Raw genomic sequence first — 17521 nt, 5'->3', positions numbered from 1 at the left:
GTTAATACTTCATTCCATAGGTAATCGGTGGCATAGCGGCTGCTATCGGCTGGCACGTCATTACCCGCACCGCCCTCACTGGTACCTTTGTTGAACGGCAAGAAGTAAGTGTTGTCACCCGCCAGCTTGGTGGTCATATAGACCTCATACTGACTAACGGCAAAGTGTACCAATGCGCCGCGCTTAAAGGTCAGCAGCGGCTCAGGCTTTTTGGTAGCAGGGTCTTTCGGTAGGCGGGTCTTCTTATACTGAGTAATGGCATTTTGTACTGCTTGCTTAAATTCTGACTTTAACTCCATCGTTGTCACGGGCAAGCCATTGACGAATAGCACGATGTCGATACGGTTACGCTTAGCGACCTTGCCATTAGCGTCAGCGCCGTTTTTAACACTGGTATGAGGGCTATACACTACCTCAGGGACGACACGGCAGATATTGGCCTCATAGCGTGCCATGGTCTCAGGGTTCAGGCTATGCTCAGGCTTGAACTGGCATAAGCTAAAACGCGCGTTACGAATCTTTAGACCATGACGTAGTACGCCAAGCATGCCATAAGTACGTGAGGCTCTATCGGTGGCTTGCGCGTCCGCCTTGTTGAGCTGCTTCACCAAGGCGGCAATAAAGTGGCGCTCAGAGTCGATAGGAAAAGTGCGACAAAACTTCTCCCACTCTTGCGGCTGAGTGGTCTGTACAAAATCCAGCACGTCTTGTTCATATAGCGCGGTCTCAGCCGTATAGTCGCTAGGACTACCTAATTGCCAGCCGTGCGCTTGCATTTGGTTGACGATATCGGCTTGGAAGATGGTTTCGTAGGTGACATTTTGCGCATTAATAGCAGTATTGGTATGTGTCATAGTTTGACGCTTATTATTAAGTTATGAGTTGGGCTTATGAGATCAGCCACACTTTATCAATTTCAACGATTTGTTGTTCTTGACCTTCAATGATTTCTTTTCTTAAAAGCTTAATAGGGTCAATGTATTGCAACATCTCTAAATCTCCTTCATCGGCCATGTCATAATGCACAAGCCTTCGATAAAGCTTCCATTCAAAACAATCTAAGTATTCAGCCGTGTTTGAATTATAGTGGATAGAACTTCGAATACCATTTTTTGGCTGTTTATCTATCGCTTCAAAGGTATCATCGTAGAAATCTTTCATCTCATCGATAGCACACACGATTTGTGAACGGCTGACGTAGTTTTCACGTAGCCATGTTTGCAAGTAATAAGGGGTTTGCAACGCTTCTAACGAGTCTTGCCATGATTGGTAGATTTTTTGCAGGTTTTTGATCAGTAGATACTCACAGTCACCTGTTGGCTCAGGATAGATACTATTAATCAAAGACAAGCGTGACCATGGCTGTACCAAGAATTCAACGTAATCTCGCTTGTCTTGGTTTAACAGATCGACATCAAGAATTTTATTAGCTTCGCCCCATCGTTCAATAGCACGCTTACGGCGGTTGATGCCTCTTATTTTGCGGTATCTTATTTTCTGCTTTTCCATACGTTTATACCTCTCTATCAAAATCTGTAGAGACTACAATAATATTTCTTGCCATATCTCCAGACTTTTTAATTAAGTCAAAACTGGTCAAGCTTTCAAAGTGATGAATCGCAATCATTTCAGCGAATAGCATGTACATATAAAATAGAGCAGATATGATAGAAAATAGAGAGTAATTAAATATCGCCCAACCAACTGCTATAACACTAAGTATGAAGTTTCCAGCAATCATGCAAGCACGAATGCTAAAAAATTTATTCTTCAAGATATACATTTTAGTAGGTATGATAATTTTGTCATTACGAATGACGACCAGCTTATCTTTATTTAGAAATCTTAATTCTGAAATGGTTAGTAAGCGCAAATCTTTCCTCAAAAGTACTTCAACCTGCTCCCACGTAAAGCCTTTTAGATACGTTATATTATTTATCTCCAAATCTTGCAGATACTTCTTACTGTTCTTAATATGCTCCTGTCTATCAAGAATACTCTTTGTCTTCTCTAAATCGCCTTTTTTTTCAGAAATTCTATCAGTTATTATCTTATAGCTAATACCAATAAATGCACAGAGTGCCATTATTATCTGAGTCCAAATACTAGCATCCATAGGTATATCTCCACACTAAAACCTCACTCGCCTTCAAAGGCGCGTCGTTCTTGCATGATTTAGATTAATTATTCATAGCAACCAAATACTAGCGTCGCTACCTGATAGTCGCTAGGACTGCCTAATTGCCAACCTTGCGCCTGCATTTGATTGACAATATCGGATTGGAAGACAGATTCGTAGGTGACGTTGTGCGCGTTAGTCATGTTAAGTCCGTTTCAATAATAATTGTGGCTTTAAGGTCTACTTTTAGATACAAGATTACTTTTTTTCTTTATGTGCCTTGATACACTCTGTCGTTAGAGGTAGCATTATTTTATAATCATAAAACACAACTTTAGCACGGAAATTCAATGCGTAACTTTAGTATTAATCATCATGACTGCAGAATCATATTTTTAGATCTAGAATTTTATGTTCCAGAGTCTAGCAGAAGAACTAAGGGGTTAAGCTATAACCCTTGGGACCCAGACTGCAAGTTACTAGGGGGTTCTTTCTTTGTCGCTAATCCCACAAAAGACTTTGAAAGCCCCTTAGATACTGATTCAGACCAAATTCAATCATTCTGGCTGTGGGATTATGACTCGGAAAAAGCGCTATTGATCGATATTTTCAATCTATTAAAACAAGTCAATCAAGACGCTAAAGAAGGTAATGATGGTAGAGTCTCTCCAACCTTATGCGGCATCGGCATCATATCTTCTGACATTCCTGTGATATTTGACCTATTAAAAAGGTACGAAATATTATCAAATGCAGAAGCTTTTTATTTTCAAACAGAGTTTCGTGTTATAGATGTCTCAAACTTAGCCATACCCACCTTCAATCATAGTTCGATGTTTGCATACCCAAAAACAAAAAAGGATCTCTTAACAAAGTACATATCAGGCAAAAAATTTGAGAGTGGCACAGCGGTTTGGAATCTATATGAAAAAGAGCAATATAACGAAATAGAATACCGAACTAATGACGAAATCAGCTGTACGCACAAGATATATGCAGAAATTCTAAATAACTATAAGCTTTTCAAACGTTTGGAAAAAGAAGATAAGCGCAATAGATATAAAGAGAATAACTAACTACTCAGGCGCAACCCAACCCCTCACATCAATCTTGCCCGTAACAGCAGCGGAAATTAAAGCGGTACGGCGTTCTTGCATAAGTTGAATGGCTTTTTTAGCATTTAGCTCGATATTATCAAAGCTTAATTTTAACTGTTCTATATGCTTATGGATTTGTATGATTTCCTCTAATGGAGGTACTAAGACAGGAATATTTTGAACCTGCTCAACTCTCAAATGAGTTACTGTACTTCCATGTGAGACGCTATTAATGTACCTATCAAGACAATCTGAAATTAAATAATCGAAAAGGTAGTTTGTATAGCTTTCATTGTGAGCAATGAAGTTCATCATTCTCTGACCCATACAAAACTTCAAATTTTCTGGCACCAGACAAACTTCACCTGTAGGCGCTTCACGAGTAAAAAGAATAGAACCAGCTGGAGGTACTCCTCTTTGTGTCCATATATCAAAATTCTTTTTATCCGTGTATAAAGCACCATTAAAGTTTAATTTTTGATGCCTTACGTTTGTTGTTCTAACTACAAAGTACTCGCCATTTTCAAAATATTCGGGAGTTTTATTACGACAGTCGATAATGTCACTTACAAACTTGAGCTTTGAAACCTCCCAACTCTCAGGCACGTCCCCCAACCATTCAACACCCGAATTCTTCATCGGTGCGTCAGGATTTAAGCCCTTAGTCACAGCATGACTGATCACCGCTTGGCGCTTTTCTTTTAACAGTTGAATCAGGATTTGCTGCTTTTCGATTAAGGTGTCGATTTGGGCAGTTTCGTAGTCGAGGAAGTTGGCGATTTGGGTTTGTTCTTCATAAGTAGGCAAAGCAAAAAGTAGATTACTAACTTGTTCTGCCGAAACTGCTTCAAACGTACTTCCGGTAGATATAGCGTCTAGTTGATATTTATAAGAAGGTAATACCCACCATAAAAACGATTGAGTCATTTGACTATTGCTAACCAAGCTACAAAGACCTCTACCAATCCCGTAAACTTTATCTGCAACATTCAAAGCGCCAACTGGTGCTCTTACTGAAAATAAAAGGTCATCTTCATTAGCCAACTTCCTAGGTATAGGACAATACTGTTTTGCTGTTGGTGATATCGTCCCAAACTCTGCATTTCCCTGTAGAAACGGATAGCCATTCCCATCCATATTACAATCTTCTGAATTTGGGGACTGACCCATATTAAGAGTTGTAGAGTATTTTATACGTGATATCTTCCAATCTTTAGGAATATCCCCCAACCACTCAACCCCAGAGTCCTTATACTCTTCATACTGCTGATACTTCGTTACCAATTCAGCCATTACGAATGCACCTCACCCAATAACTGCATAATCTCACGACTGACCGCATCCAAATCCGCATCAATCTCTTGGAGCGGACGCGGCGGCTCATACACGTAAAAATGACGGTTAAACGGTATCTCAAAGCCGACAATGCCGATCTCTTCATCGATGGCATCTACCTTATCAGGATTGATCCACGCATCAGGCACATGCGGCTGCACTTCACGCGCAAAGTAACTTTCTATCAGCTCAGTAGTTGTCAATTCAGGATTAAGCGGTACGTTTTCATAATCACGCAAATCGCTGTCCGTTTGGAACTCGACTATTTTGGCTGGCTTATCTGAATTAGTAGGCTTATAGCTAAATGCACCATACAGCGGATTTTCAACCTTGAGCACTTTCTTAATGACTGGCTCAGCGTCAGGATTTTTCCAAGTGATGGCATCCATCAGCTGCTTTTTCTCTTTCACATCAAGACTTATATCAGTGTCTTTTAACGCTTGTTTAAACACTTTTTCAAACTCGTTATAGTCATCAAATTGACTGCTACCAATAGCCGCTTGCAGGGCTTTGGCTTTATTCATAATCTCAAGCTGATCTTGCCATACTTTGCTAGCCAGCACGTCTTTGATCTGCTTTTCTTTTAGCTCAGAGAAGTCGGCTTTAATCATGGCACGCGCTTCTAAGGTGACCGCTGATAAGTCGCCATAGCTGTCAGTCGTCCACTTACTACCAAATGCCTCATACAGCGCTGGCATGACCATATCGAATGGTTTGGGCGTATAACGTAGGGTCTCTAACGCGCTATCTGTCAGCTGGGCAGACAGACGGAGCGGCCGCTCAATGGTGATACGGCGATAGCCAAACTCATGGGTGGCGAATATCTTACTGGCAAAGGTTTTGGCAGTCTCAGTCTTAGGATTAGCAGACTGGCGGCCACGGTTAGACTTCACCTCGTCAGGTTTATCAAGCACGCGCGCGTCCACTACCTCAAAGTCACCAAAGCTACGGATAATGGTCTTGATATCGTCATCGCTCATCTCGTTACGCTTTGAGCCAAGCGATTTACGCATTTTGCTATATAGGTTACTACCGTCGATCAGTTGCACTTGCCCTTTACGCGCGTCGGCTTTCTTATTGCTTAATACCCATACATAGGTAGCGATACCCGTGTTATAGAACATATCGGTAGGCAGAGCGATGATAGCTTCTAGTAAATCGGCTTCAAGGATATAACGGCGGATCTCACTCTCACCGCTCCCTGCGCCGCCTGTAAACAACGGCGAACCATTTAAAATGATACCGATACGGCTGCCCTGATTGCTATTTTGACCATTACTATCATCTTGCTCATTAGTAGTGATCGGACGCATCTTGCTAAGTAAGTGCATTAGGAATAATAGCGAGCCATCAGACACGCGCGGTAAGCCAGCCCCAAAGCGTCCGTCAAAGCCTTTTTGTTCGTGCTCGTCTTTGATCTCACCTGATATCTTTTTCCAGTCCACCCCAAACGGCGGATTAGACAGCATATAGTCAAACTGCTCACCTGCCAGCTGATCACTAGATAAGGTATTACCTAGCTTAATGTTATTGACCTCTTGCCCTTTGATCAGCATGTCAGCTTTACAGATGGCATAAGACTCAGGGTTTAGCTCTTGGCCATAAGTACGCATGACCGCGTCAGGGTTGAGCTCTAACACGTATTCCATACCCGAGGATAGGAAGCCGCCCGTCCCCGCTGTTGGGTCATATATGGTGCGAATAATGCCGTCTTTGGTCAGGGCGTCATCATCTTCCATAAATACCAGTGACGTGGTCAGACGGACGATATCACGCGGGGTAAAATGCTCCCCTGCGGTCTCGTTCGAGCTTTCAGCAAAGCGGCGGATCAGCTCTTCAAAGACAAAGCCCATTTCATGGTTAGATATCTTCTCAGGACTTAGATCAGTAGTGGCGAACATCCGAACCACTTTATACAGCAAGTTAGCATCAGCCAGCTGCCCGACAAACTCTTCAAATTTAAAGTGCTCGAATATCTCCCGCGCGTCTTTTGAGAAGGACTGCACGTAGGTATTAAGGTTATCCTTGATGTCGCTTTGACCCATCTTGCTAAGATCCATGGGCGAGGTATTGTAAAAAGGTCGCTTGCTGGCACGTATCAAGAACTTCTCTTGCGCCTCTTCTGGCAAACCCATTTCAGCGATACGCTGGTTTTCTGCGACAACAGCGGCTTTGGTCTCTTCTAATACACACTCTAGGCGGCGAAGTAGCGTGAATGGCAAGATGATGCGGCCGTATTGAGATTGCTTAAAGTCGCCGCGTAATAGATCAGCGACAGACCAGATGAAAGCCGCTGTTTGAGAGAAGTTTTTGGTCATGAGAGTATCTTTTGGTTGTTGGGCAGGGATATAAGGTGTAAATCGTATGTCAGCGATGAGGTGATACTCATCTTAAATAAAATGTGACCATCATAAGGGTATTCGACATTACTCGGCAAGTCTGAATGTGAGATTTGTTAGAAAAGCAGTGAGTTTCTTTGTACAAACAATCGATGTAAATCAATGGTATTGCTGATAAATCTCAAAGGCGGTATTTGATATTCTATTAATTACTAGGTAACTATCCTGCTCTTTTTCAGGGTGTCGCATTATCAGTGTTCATAGAATAGAGTGATATGCACCTAGTGCGATTTGGCACAAAAAAACCCTGCTAGGCTATAATAGTAAACGCTCAGCAGGTTTCGTCAGTTTTACGAAATTCTTAGGTGGCATGAGTGATATCGGGGTTTGCTTTCTCAAAAACCTGATGGCTATCATAAAGATAATGATGATACCGTTTCAAAAAATTTATTTACTAAATGCTCTTAGCCAATCATCCAATCCCTCGATATCAAATGCTTGTGCGCCGTAACCCATATCAAGCAATTCATCAGGTAGATATTCATCAAACTTTTCGATCATTTTGTTAGGAACAGTTGTGGCAAGCTCAGTGGCAGTCGGTAGCGGGCGCTGAGCGATTTTTTGTAAAAACGGATAGACTTGAGCAGAACTGGTTTTGAGTACGCAAATAACCCCAGCGTAACTCTCAACCGTAAATCCATGTTGTAACAGTAGCGCTACCAACGTATTAACCACGCTATCGCCGCGCCACATAAATATATAGCAACTACCGTCTTTATTGACGAGTGATTGATGGCTTAAATCATACCTTTCAAACGTTTTGATACTGTCTAAAAACAACTGCTTTGCGACTGTATCGGTAAAATCTATGTACTCGCTACCAACCTGAATTCGGTAGTCTTTTTTGTTCAATATACCAATCATCTCCTGGCGAACTTTGTCATGTATGGACATACTGCTATCACCAAATGTTGGTGGCTTGCCCCCGCCTTTGACTTTGATGACATCAACGATTTTTTTCTCAACATCAATGTCTTTGACCTGCCAGCGTATGCCACCAAAAATAATATATTGATCGGGCAATATCATGGTATCAATGGGCAATGTTCCCAGCGTCTTATTGCCAGCCACGATACGGTATTCTTCTGGGGTCTTAAACACGGCATAAAAAGTATAATGACTGACGATACGCTCTCCCATCACGCCTAGTACGAGTTGATTGTTGCCCAATTGGATAAGCAATTGCGCTGCTCCCATTTGAATGAGCAGCAACTTAAAGTGTGCAGGCTGTACCTTTTGAAAAGGACCTTGGTTACACAATAGCACGTATATTTGGTCAGCACGAATGCCGCCCCACTGTCCCACTAGGGCAAGCACTTGATGCAATAATGTTGAAAAATGATATAAAGACGTGTTGGCAGGCTCAAACCACTTGTCAGTAATGAGTAGCCTTATCATGGCAAGAGACTGAATCAACTCAAGCCGCAAGTCATCGATTAGGCTGCTATTCTTATTAATCTCATGCTCGGTGATCAGCATTCTAAGTACCGCTGAGCCGCCGCGTCTGCCTGAGCGTCCAAGCCGCTGGCGAAGGCTTGCAACTGAATGTGGGGCGGTGACTTGAATGACGGTGTCAACCTTACCAATATCAATACCAAGCTCTAAAGTCATGGTGCAAACGGCAGTGGTTGGCAGTGCCTCTTTTTGTAGGCGTGTCTCTAAGCTTTCTCTTAGCTCTTTTGAGAGCGAGCCATGATGCGGAAAGAACTCATTAGGCACGGTGTTGTACTCACACAGATCACTCAGTCCTGCGGCAATCAGCTCGGTACGCGCGCGACTGTTAGCAAATACCAGATGATTGCCACCGCGGCACAATCGATATAGATCAGCGCAGACTTTTGTCTCAGCAGTGTCAAGAACATCGATACCTTCAAAGACGTGATATTCAGAATCCGCCTGTTCTTGATTCGTGTTAAGTGTTAATTGGCTGGGCTGAACATAGCCCTTTACCTGAACTTTGGCACTAGCACGGGCATTACTGTCTTCTATGATGGTGCAAGGCAGCGACTGGTTGGGTCTGAGTGACCGCGGTACGCTTTGCAGCTCTCCTAAGGTGGCACTCAATGCCACTCGCGGGATGGGCGAGGTGATACGATCGGTCACATGTTCAAGCCTTGTCAATAACGACAATAAGTGCTGACCGCGCGCGCCTCCCAAAAAAGCATGAAACTCATCAATCACAATGTATTGTAAGTTGCTAAATGCTTGTTTGACCCAGCCCATATCACGCACAAGCAGCGACTCAAGTGATTCAGGCGTGATCAAAATAATGCCGGATGGTGATTTTTTTTGCTGTCTTTTTTGACCTAAAGGACTGTCACCATGCCAAGGCGTCACTTGCAAATCAAGCAGCTCAGCCAAGCTTTCAAGCCTGCGATACTGATCGTTAATCAATGCTTTGAGCGGGCTGATATATAAGATACCAACGCCATTATCACGTTTATCTGAGCGCATAAGCGCACTACAGGCAGGCAAGAAAAACGCTTCCGTTTTGCCCGCTGCCGTCGCTGCACTGATCAATACATCCGTATCACCTGATAAAATGGGCGCTATCGCTTGGGCTTGAACGTCACGCAACCCTTGCCAGCCCTGATTAAATATCCAGCGCTGTACCTGATAATCAAGCTGAAAATGCGCGTCTCTCAAAAGTTATTTCTCTTATTTTTATGAGTATTATCGAAAGCCTATAGTTTAAAATCAGCCAATTCATCCTCTGCATCCATCCCGCTCATATCGATATCCATATCAGACGGATGTTCTGGATCAATGGCGACCGCGCTTATGAGCTGATCCCAAGAGACGTCTGGATTTTGATCAATGACGGCAAGCATGTCCAAAAACGCCTTAATCGTATTGCGAGGTGTTCTGAAATAAGCGTCACCAATGGTTTGGCTACAATGCTGCAAAAAAGCTTGCAAGGACTCATCTGGTACTAAGTATTTGGTTTCATCGCCACCTGCATAAACGTGACGCAGATTTTTGAGTAAAATATATAACTCTTCTGGCGTAAGGCTCGCTAAATGCAGCGCAGGGGACGTGTAATCAATCACTCCTGCCCGCTTGGCAAAGCTATTGTCTGCAAGCCGTGTTTGTAGCGCATCATAGCTGTAGAGTCCTTTACGCGGATCAAGTAAAAATTCCGGCGTACCGCCTAACAAAAACCCCAAATGGGCGGCTGACCCTTGCAAGCAGTCGTTTAAAATACGTAGGATTTGCTCGTAATTGGCTTGACGAGCTTGGGTGCTATTGAGCTTATATAAATTGACCATCTCATCTAGATTGACCAATAAGCCTTGATAACCCGCTTGACGTACAAACAGACTCATAATCTTTAGCGCGTCATAAAATGAGGCGTCAGAGATGATCGTACGCACGCCCAGATCGCGTCTGGCATCGGTTTTGGTTGAGTACTCTGCCCGTAACCAACGAATGGCATTGGCTTTTAGCGCATCATCGCCTGATTCGTGACCTTGCCAATACGCTTCAATCACTTTAGCAAAATCATAACCGCCCACCAGTTCTGTCAGCTCAGCCAACTTATCTTGAATTACCTCACCAATGGTTTCATCCGTGCTATCAGCGCGTTTGCGAGCTTCGGTAATAAAGCGCTCGACAACGCTTGCAAGCGCATTGCCGTCTGATTTATTACGCGTCGATAGGTTACGCATGAGCTCAGAATATAAGTGTCTTGCTTGCCCGCTTGATGCTTGAATGCGTCTGTCAGGTGATAAGTCAGCGTTTACTGTGACAAGCTTACGCTCAAGCGCAATCGCTCTTACCACACTCAAAAAAAAGGTTTTGCCTGACCCATACTCACCAATAATCAACCGAAAGGCAGAACCACCATCCGCCACGCGATCAATATCATCGATCAGCGCTTTGAGCTCATGAATACGCCCCACTTGAATATGCTGAATACCGACCTTTGGGGTCACCCCAGCCTTCAGCGATTGAATGATGGCATCGCGCTCTTTGGTTCTGATTTTTTTGCTTGTCATGGCTTATCCTTACGCTGTCATTACATTGTTATTATCGTTATCGTCAGAATTATCGTGACTGTCTGTCAGACCAGTGTTTTTAATTCATCGACGATTTCAAAATCAATTACAAGGTTATCATCATCGTCTAACACAGGCGCATCAACATTATCAAAAGCCCAGTCATTAATAGTCTCAATAGCCCCATTAACCATAAGGTTTAGTGACTCACACAAGACTTCAGCCTCTTCACGCTGCCAAACCTCTTTGCTAATAAGCTGCTGATAAAGCTGACTGTGCGTGGTATCTAACCCTTTTACTAAAGTATTATGAGCGATGTCGTCATGAGTATCGTCATGGTCAGCTACGAGCGAATCTGACAATACATCACTGTCTTCATCTGCTATGTCCTCATCTGCAAATATGCTTGCCAGCATGGCTTTGGCATCCCCAGTATCGCTCTCATAAGCGGCTAATAATTCTTTATCAAAAACAAACGGCTGATGTGAGCTGTCTTTATCAGTTGTACTTATAGCGTCACCCATAATATCTGTTTTTTGATCTGACACAGTTGTGGTTTTTGATAGCTTTTTGGTGCTGGTGATGTGATGAATATCACTAATGACGGTTTGCTTATCAATACCTAACACCTGATATAGCTTTTCAATTTGCTTAACTTGGTTTGGTTTTACCTGACCATCTGCTAAGGCAACGCTAATAATAAAATGGCTGATAAAGCTGACGTAATCCTCACTTAAAGCGCTAAGTTTTGATTTTAATCCTGCCATATTGGATGGCGTGTTTAATCGCCACAGTAGATATGCCTTTAATGATGACTTTTCAATGCTTGACAGTGACTGGTCCTGCTCGGTAATTGTCAATAGCGTATCTACTTCTTGCTTATCAACATGACCATCTATAGTGGCAACCATTGCTCCTAATCTGAGCGCTAAGCTGATTTGATAAAAAGCGGCGCTTGGCTCAAAGTCATGACCGTGACCGCCGCGAAATATAACGACATACCCATCCGACTTTAGCTTAGCCTGATAATAACGCGGATCAGGTACGACACCAAAGCCTACCCGCTCGGCTAAATTAATAATACGCTCATGATGTTTTTTGGTTAATGACCGAGGCAACGCATGGGATGATGCAGGCGCGTTGGATGACCGCTCATGAATACAACGCCACAATGCATCAACTGTCGTCAGTCCTTCATTGTTTAAAACAATAGACACCGCCCATAGCTTAAAGTCTTTTATGGCAGGGTATTTGTTTTGATAATCTGGTCGCTCAGTCAATACCTCTGGCAATAGCAATATGGCATCTATGTCCATTTTGTCGTTATTATCATGACCCAAATAGCGACTATAAGCATCTAACGCCTCATTGCATTGCTCAGCAATAGCCGTCAATTTTTTAACCGGTGCTTTTAAAACACTGGCATCTTGCAAGTCATCAAGCGTTAGATCAACATAACCAATGGCACGACTGGCAGCATTATAGTTTAATTTTAATTTGGTTTTATTAGGGGCAACCATAAAGCCCTTGGGATAGGCTTTTTGATATAAAATATCAAACAAGTCTTTGAACTCTGATGCGCAGCGCCTTGCAGGCGTTTTAAAATGATACTCATTAGAAAAAACCAGCCACTCCCACGCCAATGTCGTAGGAATAGGCTGCCTTAAAGTTACGATTTTTGCCAATTGCATTTTAAAGATGAGATTATGGCTGTTGGCAGGTGGCGGTGACACTTGGTTGGCTTGTAATCGGTCTTCGAATAGTGGTGAGCGCACCAGCGTCATAAACTCTAAAAGACGGGCGGAATAATTATAAAAAGAGGACTTCTCGCCATAAATCGTATGCAAACGATACACTTCATTATAGAGGCTAATGAACTCATCGTCAGAAACATTATCTTCACTGATACTTTCAATCACGCGGCGCTCAAGCCCGTTAAAGTAAATAAACACGTAACCGATGGGTATATTAGGATGGGTACGATCTGACGCCAACCAGTCTAAATAAGTGCCGCGGCATGCGGGTGAAAGCTGCACATAAGCTGGCCAGTATCCAAGCGACTCATCACTATAAATGGTGGTCATGCTATGTATGAATTTCGGCGGACTGACTGATAAGCGCTCATCTATTAATGAGGGCTCAATACCATAGCCGACCAATGTATCAAGCTGCGCACCCACATAAATAAATCCCCGTTCAATTGTGCGACCATGAATCGTTATGGACTCGTACTGAGTGACCCAGCGTCCTTTTTTGAGGTTTTGATTTGAGGGTATAATTTGGTCATTTTGACGGCTTGTTAAGTCGTCTGATGAGAGGACAAACGTCGCTAGGTTATCGATATCATCTGAGTCACTGTTATCGTATTGGCTCGTACGACTTGACTGTTTTATATCAGGCGGCAAATCGATAAAAGTGGTCTTTGTATCATTGTCCTTGGCATCGTATTTTTCTTTAAACCGTGCCATGACGTTATCAATGAAGTTTTTCATTATCTATGAAGCCCATTATAAAAAACAAAGAATCAACTATAGTTTTAGTATTTTAAGAAACTCATGCTCTGTAATAATACTGATATCACTACCTTCTGCTATCAGCGCCTCAGACTTGCGCTGTTTACTGCTTTTGTCATGTCCATTTAGTACGGCTAAGTCGGGCGTTCCCACAACCAAGTAATCAAGCTTTTTGGACACACCTGCCTTAACATGAAATCCTTGCTTTGCAGCAATCTCAGTAATTTCAGCCCGCTTTATGGACAGCTCACCTGTAAAACAAATATTTAGTCCAAAAAACCGCCCCTCTTTATTGCCTGCTATCGCTCGATTTTGAGGGAATCGCGGCGGCGTGCGTTTGGTGTTTGCTTGAGATGAGGCGTCTTGTAACCACTCTGTAATGCAGGCGCTATTTTCTCTAAGAATCGTAGTTGTCACAAAACCGCATGCCTTAGCGTCTTCTAAGGCGTCATGATGGTTAAAATCATATCGCCACTCGCGGCACACATTGGCAAGGTTATATCCTGAATCCTTAAAGCGCTGACAAGTATCACGTACCATGCGTGAGGCGTCCACCCATTGCCAAGAAGGTAGCGGTAAATTATGATCATCTAAGCATTTGGTTATCGCTCTTTGATCAAAATCGGTGTAACTGACCACCATATTGTTCCCAACAAACTGAATGATATTGCCATAAATATCAAACATAGACGGCGCGTCTTTAACTTGTATGGTATCGATACCGTGAATGCCTGTATTTACTCGACTAAAGCTAGACGCTGGTCTGATAAAATGACAGTAAGTATCTACCAGCTTACCCTTGATATATTTCGCCATTCCTATTTGGCAAATAGAGCCGACATCTGAGTTAGCAGTTTCCACATCAATAGTCACGAAATTCATCATCTATCCTTGCACAAATGGTATGTAATATATCTGAATCGCTAATAACAGTAAACTAAAATTGACATCCCAACCTATCTGATTGATAAATATGAATAGAGCTCTATTGAAACTCTGACGATAGCCTTGCGACATCTTCTTGCTTCACAAGCGCTATACTTTAAAGGGTTAAAACTATATTTTAATATTTTCCGCATGATTCATGACACTAAAGATGAGTGCTAGAGCAATATAATTTGCTGTCAACTTATTACTTATATACACCATCATTCATATTTGAGTCTTTAAATGCTATAATAGCACTTAAACATCCAATTATGAGCGATTAACATAATATGCGATTTGATTTTTATACGCCAAGTGAGATAGCTGTCATTTTGGGTGAGCGCCTAAAAACGCAGCGATTGGTACTCAATCTAACCCAAGCTACTCTAGCAGAAAAAGCAGGTGTTGGTGTCAGTACAGTGGCTCGCATTGAGTCGGGACAAGGTGGCACGCTAGATAATGTAATCCGGCTTGCCATTGCACTTGGTATGATTAATCATTTTGCCGAATTGTTTGACATCAAACCTAGCAGTATTGAAGACATTATCGCTAAACAAAACCCACGCCTGCGAGCATCAAATAAAGCTAGCGAGTAACGCTATGTACCAACCAATATCTGTTATTAATGTCTATTATAAAGGCTTTGGATCTAAGCGTCTTATCGGTCAGCTCACAATGGACGGACGCCGCCCTGTATTTGGCTATGATGCGGCGTGGATTGCTGATGGTTTAGAGATATCGCCTATCGAGATGCCACTACGCAGTGCGCCTTATTATGGCAGTCATGCGTCCAGTCATTATCTTTGCGGTCTGTTGTCAGATAGCTTGCCTGATGGTTGGGGCATGCTGCTGATGGATAGGTTTTTTCGGAAGGTTATGGACAAACCTATACAGCAAATTAATGTTTTAGATCGCTTGGCTTATATTGGCGATTCAGCCATGGGCGCCCTGAGCTTTGAACCTGAGCATGACTTATCTGATGCTATTGATATGCCGGAGCTGACTTTAGCGAAGCTTGCGGCTGCCAATCAAACCATTCTATCGGGTCAAGACAGTGACATATTGGCTGAGCTTATCGTTATTGGCGGCTCCCCTCAGGGCGCTAGACCAAAAGCGTTGGTTTTATATGATGAGGCAAGTGATTTTATCACTACTGATTTAACCCGCGCAAACCCACCGGCAACACCTTGGCTTATCAAGTTCCCTGCTCAGTCTGAGCACAAAAGCGTCTGTCTATTAGAAGCGCTTTACGCTGATATGGCAAAACAAGCAGGTCTTAACATGCCAGCGCATCACTATTTTGATATTAATAACGACTATGCCGCGTTTGGGGTTGAGCGTTTTGACCGAATAGGCGATCAGCGCGTGCATACTCATACGCTGGCAGGCTTATTAGACATTGATTTTCGCATCCCATCGCTAGATTATCTGCAGTATTTGCGCTGTGTGCGTATGTTAACTGGGTCACAAGCCGCGGTAGAAGACGGTTTTAGGCATGCGGTATTTAATGTGATTTTTAATAATAAAGACGACCATAGCAAAAACTTCTCTTTTATGATGGACAAAGCTGGCAGGTGGTCATTAGCGCCCGTTTATGATCTTGCTTATAACTCAGGAATGAATGGTTATCATCAAATGGATGTGACAGGTGAAGCGAAGCACCCTACTCGATCTGACTTACTGAAACTGGCTAAAGCAGCTGATATTAAGAAAAATAAAGCTCAAGCAATGATTGATCAAGTAGCATCAGTCGCTGAAGCGTTTTTAACTATCATTGACAACTATGATATTGAAAAAGAGTTATCAAATAAGGTCGCTTGTGATATAAAAGATAACATTGAGCGGATGGCAAGTTGATGGCGTTATATAAGTTGTTAAATTTGTTGTTAAAAATAATACAAAAGCCTATAAAACCCTTATTTTAAAAGACTTTAATTGATATAGTCGTTGCGTGGTGGGCGCACCAACCATTGTATTTAGACATAACCTCGCATTACTTTAGACCCTTGAAAACCTTATCATACCTAAGCTTTAGTCTTTATTAAACACTTGTCATAAGCTATTTGATTCGGTCATCAATTAACATATCTAATCCTTTATCGGCTTTAAAAAGGTGATATTTTGTCAACTAGCGTCAATAATCGCGTTTAACAGCAGAGGCTATATAGATAAACGATTTATAAGCTCAGCACATTTTTCTCTTAAGGTATCCCGAAGCAATCTTACTGCAGGTGTTATCGACTGCCTGCTTGGGCAAATTAGCCAAAGCTCATTTTGCTTTGCTTGATAGTCAGTCATGATAGGAATCAGTCTACCTGCTAATATATCGTTAGATAGATCCAAACAAGACTTTACCGCAAGCCCTTTGCCTTCAATACACCAATGCTTAACCAGATCGCCATCATTAGACGCTCGGTTGCCATTCATTTTTACTTTATGTATTTGTTTATCTTTGGTGAACTCCCAAACATCATGAGTCTTATCGTACAGCTGATAAAACAGGGCATTGTGCGCTGGTAGCTCATGCGGGTGTTGAGGTATGCCATGCTCTTCTAAATACTCGGGCGATGCGCAAAGCAGGCCTTGCGTATCACATATCTTAAAGCCATAAAATCCAGCATCTTTGGGTGAGCCATAGCGTAATGCCATATCTACAGAGTCGCGATAAAAGTCGATCTGACTATCACTCAAGTTCACTCTCAAGCTTAAATTTGGATGCTTGTCTAATAACTCATCAAGCCATGGAGTGACAACGTTACGTCCTAGATCAGAAGGTAGGGTGATTCGCAGCTCACCATCAACGACGTCGAGGTCTTCTTTTATATTTTGCCGCGCTTGTTCAAGCAGTAACAGAGCTTTTTCACATTCCGGTATATAGCGCTCTCCTGCACTCGATAGCCGTAACTGCCGCGTCGTTCGGATAAATATTTCAGCACCTAACGCTTTTTCGACCCGTTTGAGTGCCGCACTAGCAGTGGCCGCGCGCATGTCCAGATGCGTTGCCGCAGCTGTGATACTGCGGTGTTCGGCGATTTTTAAAATAACTTCAAGATCGGATAACAACATATTTTCAATTCTTATTTGATAATGTATCAAATATTACCCTGTTTATTATGCAATAAGCCAGCGTTAT

Annotated in this window: 14 protein-coding genes; 3 read left to right on the top strand and 11 right to left on the bottom strand. The window is 42.6% G+C overall.

The window, feature by feature from the left end; genetic code table 11:
- From ACTXGJ_RS05590 to ACTXGJ_RS05575, 4 genes are all read right to left on the bottom strand, one after another.
- On the bottom strand, positions 1–854 hold an 854-nt coding region (locus ACTXGJ_RS05590; protein ID WP_443565308.1), incomplete at its 3' end, for a type I restriction endonuclease.
- A 34-nt stretch (positions 855–888) separates the two neighbouring features.
- Complete coding sequence (locus tag ACTXGJ_RS05585) at positions 889–1509, bottom strand: hypothetical protein (RefSeq protein ID WP_439244735.1); 621 nt, start codon at positions 1507–1509, stop codon at positions 889–891.
- A gap of 4 nt (positions 1510–1513) precedes the next feature.
- The gene (locus ACTXGJ_RS05580; protein WP_439244736.1) at positions 1514–2116 is read right to left on the bottom strand and encodes a hypothetical protein; all 603 of its coding nucleotides are present in this window, start codon (positions 2114–2116) and stop codon (positions 1514–1516) included.
- A 68-nt stretch (positions 2117–2184) separates the two neighbouring features.
- A complete protein-coding gene (locus tag ACTXGJ_RS05575) occupies positions 2185–2322 on the bottom strand; it encodes a hypothetical protein (protein WP_439244738.1) in 138 nt (45 codons plus the stop codon).
- A 147-nt stretch (positions 2323–2469) separates the two neighbouring features.
- On the opposite strand from ACTXGJ_RS05575, the gene ACTXGJ_RS05570 reads away from it, so the two are divergent.
- Positions 2470–3195, top strand: coding sequence for a hypothetical protein (locus ACTXGJ_RS05570; RefSeq protein ID WP_439244739.1), 726 nt, complete (start codon positions 2470–2472; stop codon positions 3193–3195).
- Here the strand turns inward: ACTXGJ_RS05570 and ACTXGJ_RS05565 are convergent, their stop codons facing one another.
- The 6 genes from ACTXGJ_RS05565 to ACTXGJ_RS05540 form a co-directional block, all read right to left on the bottom strand.
- Positions 3196–4509, bottom strand: coding sequence for a restriction endonuclease subunit S (locus ACTXGJ_RS05565; protein ID WP_439244741.1), 1314 nt, complete (start codon positions 4507–4509; stop codon positions 3196–3198).
- Complete coding sequence (locus ACTXGJ_RS05560) at positions 4509–6869, bottom strand: type I restriction-modification system subunit M (RefSeq protein WP_443565307.1); 2361 nt, start codon at positions 6867–6869, stop codon at positions 4509–4511. Before ACTXGJ_RS05560 ends, ACTXGJ_RS05565 begins: the two co-directional genes overlap by 1 nt.
- Before the next feature lie 468 nt (positions 6870–7337).
- Complete coding sequence (locus tag ACTXGJ_RS05555; protein WP_439244661.1) at positions 7338–9596, bottom strand: DEAD/DEAH box helicase; 2259 nt, start codon at positions 9594–9596, stop codon at positions 7338–7340.
- A gap of 38 nt (positions 9597–9634) precedes the next feature.
- Positions 9635–10948, bottom strand: a complete 1314-nt coding sequence (locus ACTXGJ_RS05550) for an ATP-binding protein (protein ID WP_439244663.1) — start codon at positions 10946–10948, stop codon at positions 9635–9637.
- A 65-nt stretch (positions 10949–11013) separates the two neighbouring features.
- Positions 11014–13440 (bottom strand): tellurite resistance TerB family protein, encoded by a 2427-nt coding sequence (locus ACTXGJ_RS05545; protein ID WP_439244665.1) that lies wholly within the window; start codon positions 13438–13440, stop codon positions 11014–11016.
- Between the two features lie 36 nt (positions 13441–13476).
- Positions 13477–14346, bottom strand: coding sequence for an exonuclease domain-containing protein (locus ACTXGJ_RS05540; RefSeq protein WP_439257497.1), 870 nt, complete (start codon positions 14344–14346; stop codon positions 13477–13479).
- A gap of 332 nt (positions 14347–14678) precedes the next feature.
- On the opposite strand from ACTXGJ_RS05540, the gene ACTXGJ_RS05535 reads away from it, so the two are divergent.
- Positions 14679–14984, top strand: coding sequence for a helix-turn-helix domain-containing protein (locus ACTXGJ_RS05535; protein WP_192520902.1), 306 nt, complete (start codon positions 14679–14681; stop codon positions 14982–14984).
- 4 nt (positions 14985–14988) lie between these two features.
- The gene (locus ACTXGJ_RS05530) at positions 14989–16245 is read left to right on the top strand and encodes a type II toxin-antitoxin system HipA family toxin (RefSeq protein ID WP_198337077.1); all 1257 of its coding nucleotides are present in this window, start codon (positions 14989–14991) and stop codon (positions 16243–16245) included.
- A gap of 303 nt (positions 16246–16548) precedes the next feature.
- Here the strand turns inward: ACTXGJ_RS05530 and ACTXGJ_RS05525 are convergent, their stop codons facing one another.
- Positions 16549–17454 carry a LysR family transcriptional regulator gene (locus ACTXGJ_RS05525; RefSeq protein WP_439244670.1) on the bottom strand — a complete coding sequence of 302 codons (906 nt, stop codon included), beginning with the start codon at positions 17452–17454 and terminating at the stop codon, positions 16549–16551.
- Between the last annotated feature and the right edge of the window lie 67 nt (positions 17455–17521).

Origin of the sequence: Psychrobacter sp. 1Y11 (genome assembly GCF_052259045.1) — a bacterium.
Classification (GTDB): Bacteria; Pseudomonadota; Gammaproteobacteria; order Pseudomonadales; family Moraxellaceae; genus Psychrobacter.
This window is presented reverse-complemented; position numbering and strand designations above follow the sequence as displayed.

Excerpts from the sequence above, each read along its gene's own strand:
- ACTXGJ_RS05570 (WP_439244739.1), top strand. The coding sequence starts at position 2,470 with ATGCGTAACTTTAGTATTAATCATCATGACTGCAGAATCATATTTTTA.
- ACTXGJ_RS05530 (WP_198337077.1), top strand. The coding sequence starts at position 14,989 with ATGTACCAACCAATATCTGTTATTAATGTCTATTATAAAGGCTTTGGA.
- ACTXGJ_RS05565 (WP_439244741.1), bottom strand. The coding sequence starts at position 4,509 with ATGGCTGAATTGGTAACGAAGTATCAGCAGTATGAAGAGTATAAGGAC.
- ACTXGJ_RS05540 (WP_439257497.1), bottom strand. The coding sequence starts at position 14,346 with ATGATGAATTTCGTGACTATTGATGTGGAAACTGCTAACTCAGATGTC.
- ACTXGJ_RS05545 (WP_439244665.1), bottom strand. The coding sequence starts at position 13,440 with ATGAAAAACTTCATTGATAACGTCATGGCACGGTTTAAAGAAAAATAC.
- ACTXGJ_RS05550 (WP_439244663.1), bottom strand. The coding sequence starts at position 10,948 with ATGACAAGCAAAAAAATCAGAACCAAAGAGCGCGATGCCATCATTCAA.
- ACTXGJ_RS05575 (WP_439244738.1), bottom strand. The coding sequence starts at position 2,322 with ATGACTAACGCGCACAACGTCACCTACGAATCTGTCTTCCAATCCGAT.
- ACTXGJ_RS05535 (WP_192520902.1), top strand. The coding sequence starts at position 14,679 with ATGCGATTTGATTTTTATACGCCAAGTGAGATAGCTGTCATTTTGGGT.
- ACTXGJ_RS05525 (WP_439244670.1), bottom strand. The coding sequence starts at position 17,454 with ATGTTGTTATCCGATCTTGAAGTTATTTTAAAAATCGCCGAACACCGC.
- ACTXGJ_RS05580 (WP_439244736.1), bottom strand. The coding sequence starts at position 2,116 with ATGGATGCTAGTATTTGGACTCAGATAATAATGGCACTCTGTGCATTT.
- ACTXGJ_RS05560 (WP_443565307.1), bottom strand. The coding sequence starts at position 6,869 with ATGACCAAAAACTTCTCTCAAACAGCGGCTTTCATCTGGTCTGTCGCT.
- ACTXGJ_RS05585 (WP_439244735.1), bottom strand. The coding sequence starts at position 1,509 with ATGGAAAAGCAGAAAATAAGATACCGCAAAATAAGAGGCATCAACCGC.